Annotated in this window: 21 protein-coding genes and 2 pseudogenes; 9 read left to right on the top strand and 14 right to left on the bottom strand. The window is 69.9% G+C overall.

Annotated elements, in window-relative coordinates; genetic code table 11:
- Together ACH34R_RS06155 and ACH34R_RS06150 are read right to left on the bottom strand one after the other, a co-directional pair.
- Positions 1 to 405, bottom strand: coding sequence for a hypothetical protein (locus tag ACH34R_RS06155; protein WP_397560295.1), 405 nt, complete (start codon positions 403 to 405; stop codon positions 1 to 3).
- Positions 406 to 737: 332 nt separating this feature from the next.
- Positions 738 to 2,174: an MFS transporter gene (locus ACH34R_RS06150; protein ID WP_397560294.1), complete on the bottom strand. Its 1,437-nt coding sequence runs from the start codon at positions 2,172 to 2,174 to the stop codon at positions 738 to 740.
- Positions 2,175 to 2,260: 86 nt separating this feature from the next.
- Here ACH34R_RS06150 and ACH34R_RS06145 point away from each other — a divergent pair, with 86 nt between their 5' ends.
- The gene (locus ACH34R_RS06145) at positions 2,261 to 2,653 is read left to right on the top strand and encodes a MarR family winged helix-turn-helix transcriptional regulator (protein ID WP_397560293.1); all 393 of its coding nucleotides are present in this window, start codon (positions 2,261 to 2,263) and stop codon (positions 2,651 to 2,653) included.
- Between the two features lie 170 nt (positions 2,654 to 2,823).
- On the opposite strand, the gene ACH34R_RS06140 is transcribed toward ACH34R_RS06145, so the two are convergent.
- Positions 2,824 to 3,792, bottom strand: coding sequence for a zinc-binding dehydrogenase (locus ACH34R_RS06140; protein ID WP_397560292.1), 969 nt, complete (start codon positions 3,790 to 3,792; stop codon positions 2,824 to 2,826).
- Between the two features lie 117 nt (positions 3,793 to 3,909).
- Between ACH34R_RS06140 and ACH34R_RS06135 the strand changes: the two genes are divergently transcribed.
- Complete coding sequence (locus ACH34R_RS06135) at positions 3,910 to 4,086, top strand: hypothetical protein (protein WP_397560291.1); 177 nt, start codon at positions 3,910 to 3,912, stop codon at positions 4,084 to 4,086.
- 170 nt (positions 4,087 to 4,256) lie between these two features.
- On the opposite strand, the gene ACH34R_RS06130 is transcribed toward ACH34R_RS06135, so the two are convergent.
- Entirely contained in the window at positions 4,257 to 4,841 is a 585-nt protein-coding gene (locus tag ACH34R_RS06130; RefSeq protein WP_397560290.1) for a helix-turn-helix domain-containing protein, read from the bottom strand.
- 88 nt (positions 4,842 to 4,929) lie between these two features.
- On the opposite strand from ACH34R_RS06130, the gene ACH34R_RS06125 reads away from it, so the two are divergent.
- From ACH34R_RS06125 to ACH34R_RS06115, 3 genes and pseudogenes are all read left to right on the top strand, one after another.
- Positions 4,930 to 5,556: an SAM-dependent methyltransferase gene (locus ACH34R_RS06125; RefSeq protein ID WP_397560289.1), complete on the top strand. Its 627-nt coding sequence runs from the start codon at positions 4,930 to 4,932 to the stop codon at positions 5,554 to 5,556.
- Positions 5,557 to 5,670: 114 nt separating this feature from the next.
- Positions 5,671 to 6,171, top strand: a complete 501-nt coding sequence (locus tag ACH34R_RS06120) for a DinB family protein (protein WP_397560288.1) — start codon at positions 5,671 to 5,673, stop codon at positions 6,169 to 6,171.
- A pseudogene (locus ACH34R_RS06115) lies at positions 6,078 to 6,443 on the top strand (recombinase family protein); the annotation flags it as partial. The gene ACH34R_RS06120 and the pseudogene ACH34R_RS06115, both read left to right, overlap by 94 nt.
- Positions 6,444 to 6,509: 66 nt before the next feature.
- On the opposite strand, the gene ACH34R_RS06110 reads toward ACH34R_RS06115, so the two are convergent.
- The 3 genes from ACH34R_RS06110 to ACH34R_RS06100 all read right to left on the bottom strand — a co-directional run bounded on the left by ACH34R_RS06110 (position 6,510) and on the right by ACH34R_RS06100 (position 8,317).
- The gene (locus tag ACH34R_RS06110) at positions 6,510 to 7,382 is read right to left on the bottom strand and encodes an NmrA/HSCARG family protein (protein ID WP_397560287.1); all 873 of its coding nucleotides are present in this window, start codon (positions 7,380 to 7,382) and stop codon (positions 6,510 to 6,512) included.
- Between the two features lie 237 nt (positions 7,383 to 7,619).
- Positions 7,620 to 8,036, bottom strand: coding sequence for an ATP-binding protein (locus ACH34R_RS06105; RefSeq protein WP_397560286.1), 417 nt, complete (start codon positions 8,034 to 8,036; stop codon positions 7,620 to 7,622).
- Positions 8,033 to 8,317: a hypothetical protein gene (locus ACH34R_RS06100; protein ID WP_397560285.1), complete on the bottom strand. Its 285-nt coding sequence runs from the start codon at positions 8,315 to 8,317 to the stop codon at positions 8,033 to 8,035. The genes ACH34R_RS06105 and ACH34R_RS06100 overlap by 4 nt, the downstream gene beginning before the upstream one ends.
- A 193-nt stretch (positions 8,318 to 8,510) precedes the next feature.
- Between ACH34R_RS06100 and ACH34R_RS06095 the strand changes: the two genes are divergently transcribed.
- On the top strand, positions 8,511 to 9,359 hold the full coding sequence (locus ACH34R_RS06095) for a helix-turn-helix transcriptional regulator (RefSeq protein WP_397560284.1): 849 nt from the start codon (positions 8,511 to 8,513) through the stop codon (positions 9,357 to 9,359).
- Between the two features lie 14 nt (positions 9,360 to 9,373).
- Complete coding sequence (locus ACH34R_RS06090; RefSeq protein ID WP_397560283.1) at positions 9,374 to 9,583, top strand: DUF397 domain-containing protein; 210 nt, start codon at positions 9,374 to 9,376, stop codon at positions 9,581 to 9,583.
- Positions 9,584 to 9,869: 286 nt separating this feature from the next.
- Here the strand turns inward: ACH34R_RS06090 and ACH34R_RS06085 are convergent.
- Positions 9,870 to 9,998 (bottom strand): annotated as a pseudogene (locus ACH34R_RS06085) (MerR family DNA-binding transcriptional regulator); the annotation flags it as partial.
- A 227-nt stretch (positions 9,999 to 10,225) separates the two neighbouring features.
- Here ACH34R_RS06085 and ACH34R_RS06080 point away from each other — a divergent pair.
- Positions 10,226 to 10,960 carry a dienelactone hydrolase family protein gene (locus ACH34R_RS06080; RefSeq protein WP_397560282.1) on the top strand — a complete coding sequence of 245 codons (735 nt, stop codon included), beginning with the start codon at positions 10,226 to 10,228 and terminating at the stop codon, positions 10,958 to 10,960.
- A gap of 912 nt (positions 10,961 to 11,872) precedes the next feature.
- On the opposite strand, the gene ACH34R_RS06075 is transcribed toward ACH34R_RS06080, so the two are convergent.
- The 6 genes from ACH34R_RS06075 to ACH34R_RS06050 all read right to left on the bottom strand — a co-directional run bounded on the left by ACH34R_RS06075 (position 11,873) and on the right by ACH34R_RS06050 (position 18,825).
- Positions 11,873 to 13,222 (bottom strand): thymidine phosphorylase, encoded by a 1,350-nt coding sequence (locus ACH34R_RS06075; protein WP_397560281.1) that lies wholly within the window; start codon positions 13,220 to 13,222, stop codon positions 11,873 to 11,875.
- Between the two features lies 1 nt (position 13,223).
- Complete coding sequence (locus ACH34R_RS06070) at positions 13,224 to 13,619, bottom strand: cytidine deaminase (RefSeq protein ID WP_397560471.1); 396 nt, start codon at positions 13,617 to 13,619, stop codon at positions 13,224 to 13,226.
- A gap of 8 nt (positions 13,620 to 13,627) precedes the next feature.
- On the bottom strand, positions 13,628 to 14,929 hold the full coding sequence (locus tag ACH34R_RS06065) for an ABC transporter permease (RefSeq protein WP_397560280.1): 1,302 nt from the start codon (positions 14,927 to 14,929) through the stop codon (positions 13,628 to 13,630).
- Entirely contained in the window at positions 14,926 to 16,065 is a 1,140-nt protein-coding gene (locus tag ACH34R_RS06060) for an ABC transporter permease (RefSeq protein ID WP_397560279.1), read from the bottom strand. Before ACH34R_RS06060 ends, ACH34R_RS06065 begins: the two co-directional genes overlap by 4 nt.
- Positions 16,062 to 17,618, bottom strand: a complete 1,557-nt coding sequence (locus tag ACH34R_RS06055; RefSeq protein ID WP_397560470.1) for an ABC transporter ATP-binding protein — start codon at positions 17,616 to 17,618, stop codon at positions 16,062 to 16,064. The genes ACH34R_RS06060 and ACH34R_RS06055 overlap by 4 nt, the downstream gene beginning before the upstream one ends.
- Positions 17,619 to 17,754: 136 nt before the next feature.
- A complete protein-coding gene (locus tag ACH34R_RS06050; protein ID WP_397560278.1) occupies positions 17,755 to 18,825 on the bottom strand; it encodes a BMP family protein in 1,071 nt (356 codons plus the stop codon).
- A 254-nt stretch (positions 18,826 to 19,079) separates the two neighbouring features.
- Here ACH34R_RS06050 and ACH34R_RS06045 point away from each other — a divergent pair, with 254 nt between their 5' ends.
- Positions 19,080 to 20,945: a Xaa-Pro dipeptidyl-peptidase gene (locus ACH34R_RS06045; protein WP_397560277.1), complete on the top strand. Its 1,866-nt coding sequence runs from the start codon at positions 19,080 to 19,082 to the stop codon at positions 20,943 to 20,945.
- Positions 20,946 to 20,952: the final 7 nt, after the last annotated feature.

Raw genomic sequence — 20,952 nt, 5'->3', positions numbered from 1 at the left:
TCAGTGCGCCACGTCCACGACCAGCCGGGCCGGCTGTTTCTGCTCGAACACGCGGAACCCCGCCCGGTGGTCGAGCACGATCCCCACCCCGACCACGCCCTCGAAGTCGCCGGTCCTGACGACGTCGGTGACGTTGGCGAGCCCCGCGCGGAACACCGGGCCGCCCGTCCAGGTCAGGTCGCCGGCATCGGTGTGGGCGTTCGCCGGGCGCAGGCTGACCTGGAGATACGCGCCGCCCTTGACCGGGATCGGGTCGCCGCTGCCGTCCTGGACCAGGGATTCGGCCCACCGCACGGAGTAGCCGGGCACCGCGCCGGAAAGGTCGATGACCACCCGGTCGAAGCCGGGGTGCCCGGCGTACCGGACCCGCCTGACCAGCGCCGGGTCCATGCTCTGGCGGTCCACCTGGACCTCCCGGGTGGACGTCGGCGGGCCTGGGCCGGGCGTTTTCGAGGTCACCGGCACGGTGGACTGGGTGGTTTGAGGGGCTTCAGGGGACTTTGTGGGCTTTGGTGGGGTTTCGGACTGGGTGGGCACCACGGATGCGGAGGGCGAGGAGGAACCCTCGGCGTCCCCGCCCTGACCGCAGGCCGTGAGCAGCATGAGCGCGACGAAGGGGATTGCGACTCGCGTGCCGTCCATAAGGCAGCCTCCTACGGTTCAGATACCCGCCTTCGGCCGCCATGGCACGGCTCCCGCGTTCCCTCTTCGGGGAGCGCGGGAGCCGGCTGTCCCCCTCAGACGGTTTCGAGTACCTTCGCGTCGCCCTCCTCCTCCGAGACGACGGCCGGGCGTCGGGAACGCAGCCCGGTGACCGCGATGAGCAGGCCGACCACCGCCAGCACGGCCGACACCACGATCGCCGCGCGGATGCCGGGGATGGACACGCCCGTCCCGCTGGACGTCATGACCGCGGTGACCACGGCCAGCACGATCGCCCCGCCGACCTGGCCGGAGGTGTTGAGCAGCCCGGAGGCCAGGCCCTGCTCGTCGTCCACCACGCCGTTGGTGGCCTGGATGTTCAGCGACGGGAACGACAGCCCGAACGCGATGCCGAGCAGCGTCATCCCGGGCAGGATCATGCCGCCCAGGCTGGGCGACGCGTCCACGCCGAGGAAGATCGCGTAACCCCCGGCCAGCGCGACCGCGCCGATCGCGATCAGCCGCTGGGTGCCGAACCGGTCGGCGAGGTCGCCCATCTTGGTGGAGGTGACCGCCACGATCAGGCCGGCGGGCAGGAAGGCCAGCGCGGTCTCCAGGGCCGACCAGTGGAGCAGGTTCTGGAAGTACTGCATGGCGACGAACTGGAATCCGACGTAGGAGCCGAAGAGGATCACCAACCCCAGGTTGGCCCGGACGAGCGGCGCGGAGCGCAGGATGCCCAGCCGCACCAGGGGGTGCTTGATCCGGCGCTCCACCAGCACGAACGCGGCCAGCAGCAGGACCGCGGCCCCCAGGGTCGCGATGGTACGCGGCGCGGCCCAGCCCACCTCCGGGGCCTCGACGACGCCGAAGACCAGCAGCAACATGGAGATCGAGATCAGGCCGGCGCCGAGCAGGTCGTAGCCGCCGGTGGCGCGCTCCTCGCCTGAGTGGCGGGGCAGCAGCTTCAGCCCGGCGATCAGCGCGATGATCGCGACGGGGACCGGCATCAGGAAGGTCCACCGCCAGCCCAGCTCGGTCAGCAGGCCGGAAAGCACGAGTCCGAGCGAGAAACCGCTGGCGCCGCAGGCGGTGAAGATGCTGAGGGCCCGGTTGCGGGCGGGCCCTTCGTGGAAGGTCGTGGTGATGATGGACAGTGCGGCCGGAGCGGTGAACGCCGCGCTGATGCCCTTGACGAACCGGGCGACGATCAGCAGGGCGCCGTCGTCCACGATGCCCCCGAGCAGCGAGGCGACGGCGAACACGGCCAGGGCCACGAGGAACACCCTGCGGCGCCCGAGCAGGTCGGCGGTCCGGCCCCCGAGCAGCAGCAGACCGCCGTACCCCAGCACGTAACCACTGACCACCCATTGCAGGGACGAAGTGGACATGCCCAGGTCGGCCTGGATCGAGGGCAGAGCAACTCCGACCATCGAGACATCAAGGGCGTCAAGGAAGATGACACCGCAGAGCACCGCGAGCGCGCCCCAAAGACGCGGATCCCAGCGCTCGCCAGTTGACGAGGGATGCATGCGGTCGAGATTACATGCAACCGCATCTAATGCAACAGCATTTAATGAGAGTGCATCTTATGTTCGCGCCTGGTACACTCCGGCGTGTGAGCGAGGAAGCGATCGTCGCCGCGTGGCGGCAGTTGCTCGCGCAGCACGCCAGCACCTGGTGCGCACTGGAGCGCGAGCTAGGCGAGAAGCACGGCCTCGGGCCGAGCGAGTTCGAGGTCCTGGACCGCATGGTAGAGAGCGGCCACGACAAATTCCGGGTGCAGGAGCTGGCCGACGCGGTCCATCTCAGCCAGAGCGCGCTGTCCCGGCTCATCGCCAGACTCGAACGCGGCGGCCTGGTCGGCCGCAACATCTGCGAGGCCGACCGGCGCGGCATCTTCGTCTGCATCACACCGGAGGGCCGCGCACGCCATGCCGCCGCCCTGCCGACCCACCGGGCGGTCCTGGCGGCCACACTGACCCCGAGCGCCCCCGCACTGGTCGAATGACCGGCGACGACCTACCGGCCGCCCGTTAGAACGGTGGTCGAGAACGGTGGTCATCCGCGGCACGGTCAGGGCGGTAGGCCGCGCCGAGCCGTCAGACGAGTCCGGCCGGCCCGGCAGGCGAACGATACGCGTCTCCGGCGCGTTCGAGCCGATAGCCCCCGCCGAGGCCGTCAGACCATGAGCAGCGACTTACCGAGCGTGGCCCGCTCGGCGAGTGAACGGTGGGCGTCGGCGGCGCGTTCCAGGGGGTACGTCGCTCCGATCACCGGCGTGATCCGGCCTTCCGCGGCCAGTGCCAGAGCCCGTGCGAGGGTGTCGCGGACCACGTCCGGCGGCGGGGGCCCGTCCATCAGTGCGTTGATCGCGCGGATCCGACGCTGTTCCGCGGCCTGCTGGTCGATCTGGGCGAATCCGCCGTTGGACGTCCCGTACGTGACGAACCTGCCGCCCTTGGCCACCGTGCCGAACGCCACTCCCCCGAGTTCGCCGCCCGCGCCGTCGAAGGCCAGATCGACGCCCTCGCCGCCGGCCGCCTCGCGTACGCGTGCGTCCCATCCCTCCTCGGAGTAGTCCACCGCGACCTCCGCGCCCAGCTCACGGGCCAGCCGCAGCTTGCGCTCACCGCGCGCCGCCGCGATCACCCGGGCCCCGGCGTCGCGGGCGAGCTGCACCAGCAACGACCCCGCGCCTCCCGTCGCGGCGGTCACCAGCACCTGCTCGCCCTTGGCGATCTCGCCCTTGCCGGCGAGCATGAGCGCCGTGGCGCCGTCGTGCAGTACGGCGGCGGCCTGCGGGAACGCCAGGCCGTCCGGCACCTCCACCACCTCCTCGACGGAGGCGGTCATCCGCTCGGCGTAGCCGCTCTGCCCCCTGGCCACGACGCGCTTGCCGACCCAGCCCGGGTCCACCCCCTCGCCCACCGCGACCACCTGCCCCGCACCGCCGCCGCCCGGGATGTACGGGGGATGCCTCGGGAACATCTCCCCGCCCCAGCCCTGCCGCAGCAGCGTGTCGAGGTAGATGACATCGGCCACGGCCAGCTCCACCACGACCTCCCCCGGCCCTGCCACCGGCTCCGGCACCTCCACCGGCACCAGCACCTCCGGCCCCCCGAACTCCCGCGCCTGAACCGCCCGCATCTCGATCACCCTTCCGCCTGAAATCTGGTCACTCGGCCAGCCTGCTACCTCAAGTTTGCTTGAGGTCAACTGTCCCCCGGCGCCTCTGACGATGGAAGTGGTGCGGAAAAGCGGGCCGTGAGCGAACTAAAGAGCAAAAACGCGACGGCGGCGCCGGCCATGAAATACATTCTTCTTACAGAGCGCATCGGCACCACGTTTCCACGGAATGGCACGTCAGCCGGGCGTATTCAGGGGTGGCCGACCGTCTCCAAAATGGCCCTGGTCACAGCCCTGGCGCCGCTCGACGCCTGATCCGATAACGTGGCAGCGCCGCTGGCCGGGACCGCCTCCAAAACGGTCCCGGCCGCAGCTCTGGCACCGCACAGCGGCATTCTGATTTACCGCGGATATCGTCGGCGGAAACGCGGAACCGCACGGGAGAGTACGCGTTCCGCACCAGAACAACACGAGAACCGGCCGGCTCAGGACCGGCGCGGCCCCGCGTGCACATGCGCGCGTGCCCCTTGCGGCCCGAACAGGATGAGCAGCTCGACCACGCCGCCGTCCGCGCTGCCCAGCCAGTGCGGCAAGGACGTGTCGAACTCCGCCGCCTCACCCGCCGGCAGCGTCAGGTCCCGCTCGCCGAGCACCAGCCGCAGGCGGCCGTTGAGCACGTACAGCCACTCGAAGCCCTCATGGGTCTGCGGGGTCGGTTCGAGGGGTTCCGGCCGGGCAGGGATGATCATCTTGAACGCCTGCACACCACCCGGCCGCCTGGACAGCGGAATGAAGATCATCCCGAACCGCCGGATCGGCTTCAGGTGAATCCTGGGGTCGCCGATGCGTGGAGCGCCGACGAGGTCGTCCAGCGGGACGTCGTAGGTACGGGCCAGCGGCAACAGCAACTCCAGGGTCGCCCGCCGCTGCCCGCTCTCCAGCCGGGACAGCGTGCTCTCCGACACCCCGGTCGTCGCCGCGAGGGCGGCGAGGGTGATGCCCCGGTCGCGGCGCAGCGCACGCAGCCGCGGGCCAACCGCGTCGAGTACGTCCTCCGTCTCGCCCTCCACCAGGCCATCTTGCCAGAACGGCAAGAATTCATGCCATATCTGGCGCGGGGCGGTGAAACTGGGCGCATCCCCGAGTGAAGGAGAGCTGATGAGCAGCACCGATGCGGTCACGTTCTGGGACGGCGTCTACGCGGCCCGCCCCGTCGCCACCGACCCGCGGCCCAACGTCCGTCTCACCGAAACGGTCGCGGACCTGCCGCCCGGCGACGCGCTGGACCTCGGCTGCGGCAACGGCGGCGACGCGCTGTGGCTCGCCCGCCAGGGGTGGCGGGTCACCGCCACCGACATCTCGGCCATGGCGGTCGAACGGCTCGCCGCCCTTGCCCGCGCACACGGCCTGGGCGACCGGATCGCCGCCGAGCGGCACGACCTGCGCGACTCTTTCCCACAGGGCGAGTTCGACCTGATCAGCGCCCAGTACCTGCACACCCCTTTCGACCTGGACAGAGCCGCCGTGCTGCGCACGGCCGCGCACGCGCTGCGCCCAGATGGACTGCTGCTGGTCGTGGACCACGGCTCGACCGCGCCATGGTCGTGGAACCAGGACCCGGACATCCGGTACCCGGCCCCGCAGGAGGTCGCCGCCGAAATCGACCTGGACCCGGGGGCATGGACGATCGAACGGGCCGACACGCCCCACCGGATCGCGACCGGACCGGACGGACGCACCGCCGAGGTCATCGACCACATCCTCCTCATCCGCCACACCCCCTGACCGACCTGCACTCCCCGTTGCAGCCCGTACCAACTCAACGCGCCCGCCCCGACCCGCTTCGCCCGCGGCCCGAGCCCCGAGCCCCGAGCCCCGAGCCCCGAGAAGGAGAGCATCATGTCCGCAACCTCCCGGCCCAAGCGTCGCCGCGACACCCCGCCGCCCCGGACCGGCAACAGCGAGATCGAGACCCTGCGCGGCTTCCTGGACTACCTCCGCACCTCGATCGCCGCAAAGGTCGAGGACGCCCCCGAACCGCAGGTCCGCACGGCCGCGGTGCCGTCGGGCACGAACCTGCTCGGCCTCCTCGCCCACCTGACCTTCGTCGAACGCTCGATCTTCCTCGGAGACAAGGTCACCAACTGGCAGGCGACGTTCCAGGTCGCCCCGGCGGACAGCGTGGCCGACGTCGTCAGCCGCTACCGGGAGGCGGTCGAGCGCGCGAACGACGTACTCGACGGATGCGCCGACCCCGCCGCTCCCCTCCCCCGGCCCCGCCCGGACGCCCCCGCGCCCAGCGTCCGCTGGGCGCTCACCCACATGATCGAGGAGACCGGCCGCCACGCCGGCCACGCCGACATCCTCCGCGAACTGATCGACGGCACCACCGGCCGCTGAACCCGCCACGGCGCAGACGCCTCACGGGTGTCGGCCCCCGCTCGGGCCGCGTCACCAGCCGCAAAGTAGCGCCTGAAGGTCACCCCTGGCTGGACCGGCTGTCGCGCTTCAGTCCTGCACTTGGGGCGGACCTGCGCGAACGCAAGCTGGGACTCCATGTGATCCAGCAGGGCATCGACACCGACACGATGGAGGGTCGCGCGAGGTTCGGCATGCTGTCGGTCCTGGCCGAGCCGCAGAGCGAGCTGATCGTGGCCAACACGATGGACGGCCTGGCCTCCGCCCTGTTCGACGAGGGCGAACTTGAACGGGCCGCCGCCGGTCCGGTGCAGGCTGATCTAGCCCGCGAGGATTTTGTCCCAGTCCACCGTCTTGGCCCAGTCGGCGTAGCTGTGCCAGCGCACGGCGGGGTACCGGGCGTGCAGAGTCTCGATGTCAAGGAAATCGGTGTTGTTCTCGAAGCTCTCGAACATCGTGGCCACCTCCTCGCCGGCCCACTGCCGCACCATGTCCAGCGGGAGCTGCTGGTAGGGGATCTCCCGGCCGAGCACCTCGCTCAGAATCCGGGCCGCCTCCTGTCCGGTGACGCGATCGGAGGCGATGTCGATCCGCTCGCCGACGAGTTCGCCGGGGTTCTCGACAGCGTGTACGGCCATGCCGGCGATGTCCAGGACGCTCACCTGGTCGAGCGGCTTGCCAGGCGTCAGCGGATTGGCGAGCATGCCATCACCGAGCCGGCTGAAGCCGAGGTTGAGCACGTTCTCCATGAAGTACACCGGGCCGAGCACCGTCGCGCGCACCGGCCGCTCGCGCAGGTACGCCTCGATGAGCTGCTTGCTGTCGGCGTGGTCGACGTTGGTGGCCACCAGCCGGTCACCGCCCCGCACAGAGGAGTACACCAGGTGGGCGTCAAGGCGAGCGGCGGTATCGACGAGCAGGCGTCCCTGCGCGACCTCCTCATCTTTGCCACCCTCGCCGAACGGCACCGACAGGCCGAAAACCGCGTCCGCGCCTGTGCATGCCCGCTGAAGCGCATCGGGATCGGCGAGGTCGCCGATGGCGAGTCGCGCTCCCTGAGTCAACAGCGCCTTCGCGGCCGGCGACTCCCCCGAGCGTACGTACGCCACCACCTCGTGACCGCGTTTCAGAAGCAGATCGGCGACCGCGCCGCCCTGCTTGCCGGTGGCGCCTATGACGACGACTTTGGTCATGACAACATCTCCATGGTCGGGAGGAAATCGAATCCAGAACATGCGGGCGCGTTCCGACCGGCCCATCCGGCCACACCGCCCGCCGTCAGCGATTCTTGATCCTCAACCACAGTTGAGGTCAAGCGCCGGGCAGCCTGAACGAGGCTCGGAGTGCGTAAGCCACCAGAACCGCCGCCCCGGCCGTCCGTCTCGTCGCCGGGCTCGGCACAGGGCGGTACCTTCCGCCGTCGTCGCCCGTCAATGCCCCCGCTGCCCGTAGTCCATCGGCAGCAGCGCCCACACACACCGCCCGGCGGCGAGCGCGTTACTGCCCCAGGCCGTTGACAACTCCGCCACCAGGCGCAGTCCCCGCCCCGACAGCGCATCGGAGGTCTCCTCCATGATCCGGGGAACCAACGGCCCCCCTTCGTCTATGACGTCGATCCGGACCTGATCTCCCGCCATGCCGAGGAGCGCGATGGTCACCCGGCCGCCTGATGTGCCCGAGTACGTGTGCCGTACGGCGTTGGCGGTCAGCTCGCTCACCGCCAGCACGGCGTCATCGGTGCGCTTCCACCCCTCCGCCTCCAGAATGAGCAAGGCCCACTGCCGGGCCACCGCCACGGCCCGCGTGGTCCCGGGTACGACCAGGATGCCCAGGGCTCCGAGTGTCACCGGGCCACCTCGCAGATGCGCTCGGCGGCACGCGCCGTCTCCGTGGCCGTGGTGCCGTGGACGGTCGCGCCTTGGACTCTTCCCCAACTGAAGTACCAGCGGCCCGCCGCGTCGTGCCAGCTCTCGACCCTGATGAAGCCGCGCGCACCGACGACGCGCAGGATGGGCGTGTCCTGCGGCGGCAGGTCGATGGAGACGGGCATGTCGCGTGCTTCCAGTTCCCATGCCAGGTCCAGCAACCGGACCACACGCTCTCGCCGGTAGGTCGTCAACGACGTCATGTGCGACCGCTCCCTTACGTTTCGGGACATCGGCAGCGGCCGATAGCTCCAATAAGCGCTAAGTGCTCGATCAACTGCGGAGCGCAACCGTTGCCAGGTAGCCTGGTGCGTGAACATATGATGCATCTACTGTCGATGCTTACGCAACCGTTGTGTGTTCATCACTCTCCGAAACCTTCGCTAGGGTGAGCGCATGGCCAAACGGCAGTTGGTTCCCACGGTTCGCCTGCGGAGACTCGCTTTAGAGCTGCGTCAGCTCCGCGAGCAGGCCGGGATGTCACGCGAGCAGGTTGCAGACGCAACCGGGATGAATCGGGCGACTCTCTACCGAATCGAAGTAGCGCAGGCGAAGCCGCAAGGGCGCACGTTCCAGGCGCTGCTGGAGGTGTACCGGGTACCCGAGGCTCGTCGCAAAGAGCTGACCGCCATCCTCAAGTCCGCCCATCAGCAAGGCTGGCTCCAGAACACCGACGACCTTCCGAGCCAGTACGCGGCCTTGATCGGATTCGAGGCCGAGGCTATGCGGATGCTCAACTACGAATCACTTTTCGTCCCCGGGCTCCTCCAAACCGAGAACTATGCCCGCGCCGCGATCGCCGGTAGCGCGCCGGACATGAGCGCAGAAGATGTCGAGAGCAGGGTGATCGCCCGCATGGAGCGGCAGGCCCGCCGGGAGCCCCCGCAGACCCTCAAAGTAGTTCTCGACGAGGCTGTACTCCGCCGTGAGGTAGGCGGGCCGACCATCATGCGTGAGCAGTTGCGACGCCTGCTCGATGACAGCGAGCGCCCGGATATGACGGTCCAGGTGATTCCGTTCTCCGTTGGTGCCCATCCGGGGATGACCGGCTCGTTCGTCATCCTCCAGTTCGCCGACGAGGATCACGAGATCGTCTATCTCGAAGCCAGCACGACCGACCTGTTCCTGGAGTCGAAGGGGGATGTGTACCGTTATAGGCGGCAATTCGACCGCCTATGCGAACAGGCCGCGACACCCGAGGCGACTCGCGACCTCATCGCGAGTGAACTGAGCGGCCTGAAGTGAGAGGAGCCGTGGCAATGCCGATCGAAACAGACCTGGGCCGCGCTCACTGGCGGATCAGCTCCTACAGCGGACCAGATGGCAACTGTGTCGCCGTCGCCTTCCTGAACGGGCGCGTGGCGATCCGGGACAGCAAGAACCCCGACGGTGGCACCCTGATCTTCACCACCGCCGAATGGCGGACCTTCCTGGGAAATCTGCGTTCGGGAGGCCCTGAACCCCGCTAGATTTCCTCGCCGGCCGCAGTTCTATACGCGCCGCCGGTGATCGGTGCCACTTCGCCGCCGTCACATTTGCCTCTGACGTTGGCGTCAGGTTTTAACCTGACGTTCGCGAAATTTCGCGGGTCGCACAGGCTCTGATGCTTTGCGCAGGTCTTGTCCTGGCGCTGCTCACCACCGGCGGCGGGTCCGCATCCGCTGCCGCTGTCACGCCTCCCACTGGCGAGTTCGCCCCGCTCGACCGGCTGGGCCTCCGGTTGTCCGTGCCCCGCGCCGAGCTGGCCGCCGCCGTGACTGCCGACTCGGAGTAGTGCCGCTGCCCGGACCCACTCCGGTCCGCCTCCAGAAGCCCCTGCTCCTCGTAGTACCGCAGGGCCCGCACGCTGACGCCCGCCCGCGCCGCCAGGTCACCGATGCGCACCATGTCCTCCACTCCCGAATCTTGACTCTTACGTGAATGTCAGAGCTCCAGCATATTCAGCCGATGCGTTACCTTGATCCGGTGGGCTAGGCTGTGCGCCGATGACTACCGGGACGGCGTTGCGCCACACACGGATTGGTTACCCGGTGCTCTCCTGAGCGCCACGCGGGCTCCGCCTCCGTCGTGTTGATCACAAGCTCGACGCATCAACCACGACAGGAGAGGCCATGCCCACCAAGACTCTGCGGATTCCCACCGGCGACGGCCAGGCCGATGCTTTCGCCGCCTTCCCCGATGGCCGCGGCCGGCACCCAGGGGTGCTGATGTACGCGGACGCCTTCGGCATCCGGCCCGTACTGCGCGAGATGGCCCACGAACTGGCCGGGCACGGGTACTACGTACTCGTCCCCAACTACTTCTTCCGGCACGGCCCGACACCGGTCATCGAACTTCCCGAGCACATCGGAGAAGACGTCCGGCCCGAGATCATCGCCCGCCTGATGCCCTTGATCAAGGCGCACACCACCGAACACATCCTGCGCGACGCCGACGCCTACCTCAGCTTCCTCACCACCCAGCCCGAGGTCAGCACCGGCCCGGTCGCGGTGACCGGCTACTGCTTCGGCGGCCTCCTGGCGATGCACACCGCCGTGGCCCACCCCACCCAGGTGGCGGCCATCGCCGCATTCCACGCCCCCGTCGGCGCCGTCGGCCCCGACAACCTCGCCAAACTCACCGCCCAGGCCCACCTCGGCCACGCCGAATCCGACATCACGCCTGAAGCTCTCCGCGAACTCAACCAGACATTGGACACCGCAGGCGTCGACTACACCTCCGAGATCTACCCCGGCACCGTCCACGGCTTCACCATGTCCGACACTGACGCCTTCGACCCGTCCGGGCTACAGCACCACTGGGACCGCCTACTCCCCCTCCTTGCCCACACCCTGACCAACAACTGAGCCTCCGGGCCCGGGAGCCCAGACGAACACGATCTACTCGCCCGCACGAGTGAGGCCCGAGATCGCAACCGCACAGATCAGCACGCTGCGCAATCAATGCCTCATCTGCCGCAGACTCCCAGGAGACAGGACACTGGCCACATCACGGCGGAATCGCCCATACCAGCGGCGACCTGACGCCCGCGAAACCCAGCACCAAGGCGCGGCCCGGCACGACGTGGCGGCGAAGGCACTGCACGCCGTACACCGGGCGAAGCCCACCCCTTCCCCTTGTCAGTGAGGTCGAATTCACCCGCCGGAGGCGGGTGTCGCTGCCCGAAGGGCGGTAGAGGTGGGTAAAGGCGAGAGAGGGCGTGCCGTACGACGGGCGAAGCCCGACCCTAAAAAACAGGCCGCCCCAACGAGGCCGAATTCACCCGTCGAAGACGGGGCACTGGGCAGCGCGATGATTGCGAGAGGGGCGATTCAGCCGGTGCTTGAACGGCGATCGACCCAAAGAGCCTGCGAAACACCGGACACTAGGCCGCAACCAGGCACAGCGGGCGGCGAAGTTACCGTATACCGTACACCGGGCAAAGCCCGGCCCCCAAAAGACCAGACCGAGCGCCAGCGAGGGCGAATTCGCCCGCCGGAGGCGGGGTAGCGCCCGAAGGGCGGGGATGGGTAACGGCGGAAAAGGCACAGATGGCGCGATGTCCTTGGGGCAACGCGATTTAGCCGGTGCTGGAACGGCGATCAGCCACCGGGCTCGCGAAATGCCGGACACCGGGCCGCGAGCAAGCACGGCGGGCGGCGAGAGCGGGCATGCCGTACGCCGGGCGAAGCCCGGCCCCTAAAAAGCAGGCCGAGCGCCGGCGAGGACCATTTCACCCGCCGAAGGCGGGGACTGCCCGCAGCGGTCCGGGGGCCTGGTCAGTCCATGGTGATGCGGTCGATGATCAAGGGGAGGAGGTCGGGGGCCGTGGTAGGGCCGATTTGGTAGGCGTTGTGTAGGGCCTCGGTCGCGCGGGGGAAGCGGGAGGGGTCGTCGGCGTGGAGGGTCATCAGCGGAGAGCCGGCGTGGACGGTGTCGCCTGGCTTGGCGTGCAGGACGATCCCCGCGCCGTGCGACACCGGGTCTTCCCGGCGTTCCCGGCCCGCGCCGAGCCGCCAGGCGGCCAGCCCCACCGCGTACGCGTCGAGGCGGGACAGAACCCCCGAGGCCGGGGCGGTGATGGTGTGGGTCTCGGCGGCGGTGGGCAGCGGGGCGTCCGGGTCGCCGCCCTGGGCGGCGATCATGCGCCGCCATGCATCCATGGCCGAGCCGTCCTTCAGCGCGTCCGCCGGGTCCTTGCTCCAGCGGCCCACCGAATCCCCCACCGGATCCTTGCCCCGGCGTCCCGCCAGGACCTCCGCCGTACCGCCGGACACGCCCGACGCCGACAGCATTTCGCGGGCCAGGCGTACGGTCAGTTCCACCACGTCGGCCGGCCCGCCGCCCGACAGGACCTCGATGGCCTCGGCGACCTCCAGGGCGTTGCCCACCGCGTGCCCCAGCGGCCGGTCCATGGCCGTGAGCAGGGCCACCGTGCGCACGCCCGCGTCCGCGCCCAGTTCGACCATCGTGCGGGCGAGTTCGGTGGCGCGTTCAGGGGTCTTCATGAACGCCCCCGAGCCCACCTTCACGTCCAGTACCAGCGCCCCGGTGCCCTCGGCGATCTTCTTGGACATGATGGACGACGCGATCAGCGGGATCGACTCGACGGTGCCGGTCACGTCGCGCAGCGCGTAGAGGCGATGGTCGGCGGGGGCCAGGCCGCTGCCCGCCGCGCATACCACCGCGCCCGCCTCCCGCAGGACGCCCAGCATCTCCGCCCCCGACAGCGACGCCCGCCACCCCGGGATCGACTCCAGTTTGTCCAGGGTGCCGCCGGTGTGGCCGAGCCCGCGCCCGGAAAGCTGCGGTACGTACGCCCCGCACGCGGCGACCAGCGGCGCGAGCGGCAGGGTGATCTTGTCGCCCACCCCGCCCGTGGAGTGCTTGTCGGTGGTGGGCCGGTCGAGCGCGGACCAGTCCATCCGTTCCCCGGACTCGATCATCGCGCGCGTCCAGTCGGCGATCTCCCGCCGACCCATGCCGTTCAGCAGGATGGCCATGGCCAGCGCCGACATCTGCTCCTCTGCGACCGCGCCCCGCGTGTAGGCGTCGATCACCCAGTCGATCTGCGCGGTGGAGAGTTCGCCGCCGTCCCGTTTGGTGGTGATGATCTCGATGGCGTCCATGTCAGGCCCCCCGGTTCAGGTCGCCGGGGCCGAAGGGGGACGGCAGCAGCTCCGCCATCGGCTTCGGCCCGGCGGCGGTGTCCACCAGCAGGTCGCCGCCCCCGTGCTCGTAGAGCAACTGGCGGCAGCGCCCGCACGGCATCAGCAGCTCACCATGGCCGTCCACGCAGGTGAACGCGACGAGCCGGCCACCGCCCGTGGCGTGCAGGGCGGATACCAGCCCGCACTCGGCGCACAGGGTGAGGCCGTAGGAGGCGTTCTCGACGTTGCAGCCGGTCACGATCCTGCCGTCGGCGACCAGGCCGGCCGCGCCCACGGGGAACGTGGAGTACGGCGCGTACGCCCGCCCCATCGCCTCGACGGCCGCCTCCCGCAAAGCCGCCCAATCCACCACCACGGCCAACGTCAGCGTTCCTCTCCCCTGCGGTAACGCAGGCCGTCCGCCTTGGGCATCCGCAGCCGCTGCGCGGCCACTGAGAGCACCAGCAGCGTCAGTACGTGCGGCGTGATGAACACGAACTCGTTGGGCAGCGTATCCACGGTCAGCCAGAGCCAGAAGAAGATCGCCGCGCCGAGCGCGCTCACCGCCACGACCGTATACGAACGCGAGCCCCCGGACGGCACCTGCGCCGTGAGGTCGCGCCGGACGCGCAGCGCCGCGTAGCAGAGCAGCAGCAGCGCGCCGAACAGGAACAGCCCGGTGACCGACTGCGAGCTGCGCAGTTGCAGGCCGTCGGCGTAGCCGAACAGTGAGGCGCCGCCGGCCAGCATCCCGGGCCGCCAGTTGCCGAAGATCATCGCGGCCAGGCCGATGAAGCCGCGCCCGTTCGTCTGGCCCTCGACGTACTTGGTGGTGACGAAGACGAGGAACACCCCGCCCAGCCCGGCCAGCGCCCCGGAGATGATCACCGCGATGTACTTGGTCCGGTACACCCGCACCCCGAGCGAGTCGGCCGCGTGCGGGTTCTCGCCGCAGGCGCGCAGCCGCAGCCCGAACGGCGTGTGCCAGAGCACCAGGTAGGAGATCGGGACCAGCGCCACGGCCAGGATGATCAGTACGCCCACGTCCCGGGTGAGGCCGCCGAGCACGCCCGCGAGGTCGGACAGCACGAACCAGTGCTTGTCCTCCAGGCTTTTCAGCCAGTCGGGGCCGTCCGACAGCAGCGGCAGGCTGAAGTCGGGAGTCTGCCCGCGCATGGTGGGCGAGGTCGTGCTGCCGCCGCCGAGTTCGGCCGCCGCGCTGTCGTCACGGTAGAGGACCTCGGACAGGAAGCGGGTGACGCCCGGCCCCAGCACGTTGATCGCCACGCCGCTGACGATGTGGTCCACGCCGAAGGTCACCGTGGCCACGGCGTGGACCAGGCCGCCGATCGCGCCGCCCAGAAGGCCCGCGGCCAGGGCGGCGACCGGGCCGTAGAGGTAGCCGGCGTAGCCGGCGCACCAGGTGCCGAGCACCATCATGCCCTCAAGGCCGATGTTGACCACGCCGGCGCGTTCGGCCCACAGCCCGCCGAGCCCGGCCAGGCCGATCGGCACGGCGTAACCGAGAGCGGCGGCGAAGGTGCCGGAGGAGGTCAGGTCGTTGTCGCCGGTCAGCACCCTGACCAGGGAGAGCAGCACGATCAGCAGGGCGATGCCGAGCAGCGTCAGGTGATAGCGGCGCACCCGGCGAGCGCCCACGCTCGCCACGGAGGCGGTGGCGGTCATGCCGCGGCCCCCGCGGGCACCTCGCCGAGCCGGCCGGCGGCTCTGCGTTCCTCCCAGCGCAGCACGATCCGCCGGGTGACCTCGTTGACGATGACGACCATCAGCACGATCGTTCCCTGGATGATCTCGACGACGGCGGGCGGGATCCCGTCGAACTGGAGCGGCGTGCCCGCCCGGTCCAAGAACCCGAACAGCAGGGCGGCCAGCGCGATGCCGACCGGCTTGTTGCGGCCGAGGAGCGCCACCGCGATGCCGAGGAATCCGAGCCCGGCGGTGAAGCTGGTGCCGTAGTTGTGGTTGCGGCCCATGATCTCCGGCAGGCCGATGAGCCCGGCGACCATGCCGGACAGCACCATGGCCGAGATCACCATGCGCCGGGGATCGACGCCGGCGGCCACCGCGGCGTCGCTGTTCAGGCCGCTGGCCTTGACCTCGAAGCCGAACCTGGTGCGTTCGAGCAGCAGCCAGATCACCAGGCCGGCCAGCAGCGCGACCCCGATGAAGCCGTAGAGCCCGGCGCCGCGCGGGGCGGGCAGGCCGAACATGGTGATCAGGAAGTTCGCGTCGGGGAAGCGGCCGGATGGCGGCAGTTCCGGTGTCGCGGTGGCGAGCCGGCCCGCTTCGCGCCGGCCGCTGAACGGCCCGCGGACCAGGTAGGCGGCGAGGCCGATGGCGACGAAGTTGAGCATGATCGTGGAGATCACCTCGTTGACCCCGCGATACACCTTGAGCAGCGCGGGGACGAGCGCGTAGAGGCCGCCGGCCGCCATCGCGACCACGATGATCAGGGTGAGGTGGATCGGCGCGGGCAGCAGTACCTGGCCGCCGACGAAGGCCGACACCAGGGCGGCCATCCGGTACTGGCCCTCGACGCCGATGTTGAAGAGGTTCATCCGGAAGCCGACGGCCACCGCCAGCCCGGCGATGAACAGCGCCACCGACCGGTTGATCCAGAAGGTGAAGCCGTCCACCTGGTCGATCGGCCGCACGCCGAAGTCGAACATGGCCGCGATGGCGGCGAAGGGGTCGGCCCCGGCCACGCGGATCGCGATGCTGGAGACGGCGAAGGCGACCAGTACGGCCACCACCACGCCTGCCGCGGTGATCAGCGTCCGCCGCAGTGCCGCCCCGATCACGACGCCCCCGCCTCGTCAGGCTCGTCGGCGGCGCCGGTCATGTACGAGCCGAGCCGTTCGGGGGTGAGGTCGCCGGGGTCGAGCCGGGCGACCAGGCGGCCCCGCAGGATGACGTGCAAGGTGTCGGACAGGCCGATCAGCTCCTCCAGGTCGGCCGAGATCAGCAGTACGGCGAGCCCGGCCGCGCGCGCGTCGCGCAGGTGGTCCCAGATGACGGCCTGCGCCCCGATGTCGACCCCACGGGTGGGATGGGCGGCGATGAGCAGTTTGGGCTCCCCGCTCATCTCCCGCCCGACGATGAGTTTCTGCTGGTTGCCCCCGGACAGGGCCACGGCGAGGGTGTCCACGCCGGGCGCGCGCACGTCGTACTTCTCCGCGATCCGCGCCGTGTCCTCCCGGGCCGCCTTGCGGTCGATCCAGATGCCCTTGCGGGCCGGCCGCACGGTCTGGTGGCCGAGCACGCGGTTCTCCCACAGCGACGCCTCCAGCAGCAGCCCCTGGCGGTGGCGGTCCTCGGGGATGTAGCCGATGCCGGCCTCCCTGCGCCGCCGGGTCGGCCAGCCGCCAATGTCGACGCCGTCGAGTGTGATGGCGCCGGTGGCGTGCCGGATGCCCATGATGGCCTCGATCAGTTCGGACTGGCCGTTGCCCTCCACTCCGGCCAGGCCGACGATCTCGCCCCGGTGGATCTCGAAGGAGACGTCGTCCAGGAGGCGGCGGCGGTCCGGCTGGTCGAGGGTCAGCCCGGAGACCTTCAGCAACACCGTGTCGGTGACCGTGGACTCGCGGGTCTCGGGGGTGGGCAACTCGCTGCCGATCATCAGTTCGGCGAGCCGCCCGGCCGTGACCTCACCGGGCGAGACGCTGGCCACGGTGGTGCCGCGGCGGATCACCGTGATCGCGTCGGCGACCCGCAGCACCTCGTCCAGCTTGTGCGAGATGAAGATCACGGTGAGCCCTTCGGCCACCAGTTCGCGCAGGTTGCCGAACAGCTCCTCGACCTCCTGCGGCACCAGCACCGCCGTGGGCTCATCGAGGATGAGGATGCGCGCGCCCCGATAGAGGACCTTGAGGATCTCCACCCGCTGGCGGTCGCCGACGCCGAGGTCTTCCACCAGGCGGTCGGGATCGACGCGCAGCCCGTGGACGCCGGACAGTTCGGTGATCCGGGCGCGGGCGGCCTTGCGGTCCAGCCGGCCGGCCTTGACCGGCTCCGCGCCGAGGATGATGTTCTCCAGCACGGTGAAGTTGTCGGCGAGCATGAAATGCTGGTGGACCATGCCGATGCCGGCCGCGATGGCGTCGGCCGGGGTGCGGAAGTCGGCGACCTCGCCGTTGATCCGGATGCTGCCCTTGTCGGGGCGCTGCATGCCGTAAAGGATCTTCATCAGGGTGGACTTGCCCGCGCCGTTCTCGCCCACGATGGCGTGGACGGTGCCGGGCGCCACCGTCACCTCGACGTCGTGGTTGGCCACGACGCCGGGAAAGCGCTTGGTGATGCCCGCGAGTTCGACCGCGGGGGGCCGCGTCGGGGCCAGGGTGTCGGTCACGATGCCATCTCCAGGGCAGGTGCGAACGCTCCCCAGGGGGCGGGGTAGCGCGAGGCCCGGGGAGCGGAGCACACCGGCCCGCGCCCCGGGCCCTCGGTCGCCTTCCCGCTCGGAATACCCGATTCCGGCGGGAACGATCTCACGGCTTGTCCGGAACCTTGATCTCGCCGCTGATGATCTTCTTCTTCGCCTCGTCCACCTTGTCCTGCACGTCGGAGATGTGGTCGCCCGTGGTGGCGAGGCCGACGCCCTCCAGCTTGAGGTCGTAGGAGATGGTCTGGCCGCCCTTGGCGCCGCCCTGGGCCGACTTGACGAACTCGAAGACGCCGTTGTCCACCCGCTTGATCATCGAGGTCATGATGATCTTCTGGAGGGCGGCGTCCTTGACGGTCTGGGCCTGGTCGGAGTCGACGCCGATGGCCCACTTGCCCGCGCCGGCCGCCGCGGCGGCCTGGAAGACGCCGAGCCCGGAGTCGCCCGCGGCGTGGTAGACGATGTCCGCGCCATCCTCGAACATCTTCTCGGCGGCGGTTTTGCCCTTGTCAGGGGCCTTGAATCCCTTGAAGTCGCCGTCCGGGGTGAGATACTTACTGTCGATCTTGATGTCCGGCTTGGTGTCCTTCGCGCCCTTGATGAAGCCCGCCTCGAACTTCCGGATCAGGTCGCTTTCCACGCCGCCGACGAAGCCGAGGTGCCCGCTCTTGGATTTCAGCGCCGCGGCCACGCCCGCGAGATAGGAGCCCTCGTGCTCGGCGAAGGTCAGCCCGGTGACGTTGGGGCCGCTGGAGGGGGCGTCCACGATCGCGAACTGCACGTCGGGGTATTCCTTGGCGACGGTCTCCACGTCGCCGGCGTAGGCGAAGCCGACCCCGATGATCGGGTTGAAGCCGGCACCCGCGAGCTGGCGGAGGAGTTCGCCGCGGTTGGAGCCGTCGCCCACCGGGCTGAGGTCCTTGACCTCGGCCTTCAGCTCGTCCTTGGCGCGCATGAGACCCGCGTACGCGGAGTCGTTAAAGGACTTGTCCCCCCGGCCGCCGATGTCGAACGCGAGCCCGACCTTGAGATCGGACGTCGCGGCCCCCGAGCCGGACGCGCCGGTGTTCGCGGCACCGCCACCGCCCCCGCCACCGCCGCCACAGGCGGAAATGGCGAGAAGCAGGGCACCGGCCAGCGCACCCAGGGCCGGCTTGCCGAATCTGATGCGGAGCAAGGTCGTTCCTCCAAATTCCCCGCCGTCCGTTCGTCGCGCGTGCGACGCCGCGCACGGCGACCCTGCCCGGACCATAGTTGCTCACACGCACAGGTAATAGCGGTGAACAGCAACGAAACCGCTCCGTTATCGACCTCAGGCGCGACTGTGACCAGACCGCTCGGCGGGGATCTTGCCAGCGCCCTGATCATGCAGGACATTCCACACGTAAGCCTCGCGACACACTCGCGACGACCTCATCCAGAGGAGCACCCATGCGTGGCTGGAAGGCACTGACCGTACCGCTGGCCCTGTTACTCCTGGGGGCCGCGCCGCCCCCCGCGCACGCCGGCACCCCGGCGATCAAGGTCGAGAACGGGGCGACCCAACCGGTCTTCTCCCGCGCCGACGCCATCACCCAGACCGTCTACGTCGAGGTCGCCGGCGTGGACAGCGACGCCGACGGCCGGGCGGACCGGGTCGCCGTGGACATCATGCGGCCCAAGGAGACCGAGCAGGGGCTGAAGGTGCCCGTCATCATGGAGGCGAGCCCCTACTACGCCCCGCTCAACAACATCCCCAACCACAATGTGGACATCGACGAGGAGAACCAGGACGCCGCCGGGCTGATCGCGCGCAACCGGGCCGACCTGCTCGACAGCATCGGCGCGACGCGGGCCGTGGCGTTCGACGGTTACTACGACAACTACTTCGTCCCGCGCGGGTACGCCATCGCCCTGGTGGAGAACGTCGGCAGCGGCCGGGCCACCGGCTGCCCGACCACCGGCGACCGCAACGAGACGCTCGGCCCCAAGGCCGCGATCGACTGGCTGAACGGCCGGGCCCGCGGCTTCGACGCGGACGGCGAGCCGGTGCGTGCCACCTGGTCCACGGGAGCCGTCGGCATGATCGGCGTCTCCTACAACGGCACGCTGCCCAACGCGGTCGCCTCGACCGGCGTGCCCGGCCTGAAGACGATCGTGCCGATCGCCGCGATCTCCTCCTGGTACGACTACTACCGCGCCAACGGCGGCGTGCTGGCCCCCGGCGGCTTCCAGGGCGAGGACGCCGACGTCCTGGCCAGGACGGTACTGACCAGAGCGGACGGCCAGCAGGCGTGCGGGGCGCTGATGGACCGCATCGAGGCCGACCAGGATCGGGTCACCGGCGACTACAGCCGCTTCTGGGACGCCCGCAACTACCTCAACGACGTGCGCAAGGTCCGGGCCAGCGTGTTCCTGGTCCACGGGCTGAACGACTGGAACGTCAAGACCAAGCACGCCGCCCAGTGGTGGGACGCGCTGGCCGAGCGCGGTGTGCCGCGCAAGATCTGGCTGACCCAGGGCGCGCACACCAACCCGTTCAGCTTCCGCACCGAGGAGTGGCTGCGCCAGTTGCACTCCTGGTTCGACCACTGGCTGCACGGGGTCCGGAACGGGATCATGCGGGAGCCGCAGGCCGACGTGGAGTACGCGGCGGGGCAGTGGGGACGGCACGCGTCCTGGCCGCTGCCGGGCACCCGCCCGGTGACGATCCCGCTCAAGCCGGCGCGGGCCGCCGAGTCGTTCGTGGACCAGAAGACCCGCACCGCCGAGCAGCTCGCCGCCGATCCGGACGCGGCCGACCCCAACCGGCTGGCCTACGCGACCCCGGTACTGCGCAGGGACGTGCGGCTGTCCGGGACGCCGACGATCAAGGTCAGGGCGGCGCTGGACGGCGGGCGCTCGCCGTACCTGACGGCGCTGCTGGTGGACTACGGCACCGACGTGCGGGCCACCGGCGCACTGCGCACGACGGGGCAGCAGTACTGCTACGGCGAGAGCGTGCCCGGCGACATCGGGTGCCTGATCACCCGTGAGCACGTCACGGTGGAGGCCCCCTTCAAGATCGTCAGCCGGGGCTGGCTCGACGTGCGCAACCGCCACCGCCCCGACCGCACCGATCCGGTACGGCCGGGCAGGGCGCACGACTTCCGGTGGGACTTCCAGGCCCAGGACCACATCTTCAAGGCCGGTCACCGGATCGGCGTGGTGCTGTTGTCCACCGACCGCGACTACACCCTGCGCTATCCGGCGGGGACGCGGGTCACGGTGTGGCCGGGCAAGAGCACCGTCACGCTGCCGGTGACCGGGAGGTTCTGAGCACCGG

It is taken from the genome of Spongiactinospora sp. 9N601, assembly GCF_044326295.1.
Classification (GTDB): domain Bacteria; phylum Actinomycetota; class Actinomycetes; order Streptosporangiales; family Streptosporangiaceae; genus Spongiactinospora; species Spongiactinospora gelatinilytica.
The sequence above is the reverse complement of the archived record's forward strand: the minus strand, read 5'-3'. Positions and strand labels throughout refer to the sequence as shown.

What these genes read in the sequence shown, in the direction of transcription:
- ACH34R_RS06100 (WP_397560285.1), bottom strand. Translation starts at nt 8,317, where the DNA reads ATGACGTCGTTGACGACCTACCGGCGAGAGCGTGTGGTCCGGTTGCTG.
- ACH34R_RS06120 (WP_397560288.1), top strand. Translation starts at nt 5,671, where the DNA reads ATGTCCGCAACCTCCCGGCCCAAGCGTCGCCGCGACACCCCGCCGCCC.
- ACH34R_RS06110 (WP_397560287.1), bottom strand. Translation starts at nt 7,382, where the DNA reads ATGACCAAAGTCGTCGTCATAGGCGCCACCGGCAAGCAGGGCGGCGCG.
- ACH34R_RS06095 (WP_397560284.1), top strand. Translation starts at nt 8,511, where the DNA reads ATGGCCAAACGGCAGTTGGTTCCCACGGTTCGCCTGCGGAGACTCGCT.
- ACH34R_RS06065 (WP_397560280.1), bottom strand. Translation starts at nt 14,929, where the DNA reads ATGACCGCCACCGCCTCCGTGGCGAGCGTGGGCGCTCGCCGGGTGCGC.
- ACH34R_RS06150 (WP_397560294.1), bottom strand. Translation starts at nt 2,174, where the DNA reads ATGCATCCCTCGTCAACTGGCGAGCGCTGGGATCCGCGTCTTTGGGGC.
- ACH34R_RS06075 (WP_397560281.1), bottom strand. Translation starts at nt 13,222, where the DNA reads ATGGACGCCATCGAGATCATCACCACCAAACGGGACGGCGGCGAACTC.
- ACH34R_RS06090 (WP_397560283.1), top strand. Translation starts at nt 9,374, where the DNA reads ATGCCGATCGAAACAGACCTGGGCCGCGCTCACTGGCGGATCAGCTCC.
- ACH34R_RS06140 (WP_397560292.1), bottom strand. Translation starts at nt 3,792, where the DNA reads ATGCGGGCGGTTCAGGCGCGGGAGTTCGGGGGGCCGGAGGTGCTGGTG.
- ACH34R_RS06045 (WP_397560277.1), top strand. Translation starts at nt 19,080, where the DNA reads ATGCGTGGCTGGAAGGCACTGACCGTACCGCTGGCCCTGTTACTCCTG.
- ACH34R_RS06125 (WP_397560289.1), top strand. Translation starts at nt 4,930, where the DNA reads ATGAGCAGCACCGATGCGGTCACGTTCTGGGACGGCGTCTACGCGGCC.
- ACH34R_RS06080 (WP_397560282.1), top strand. Translation starts at nt 10,226, where the DNA reads ATGCCCACCAAGACTCTGCGGATTCCCACCGGCGACGGCCAGGCCGAT.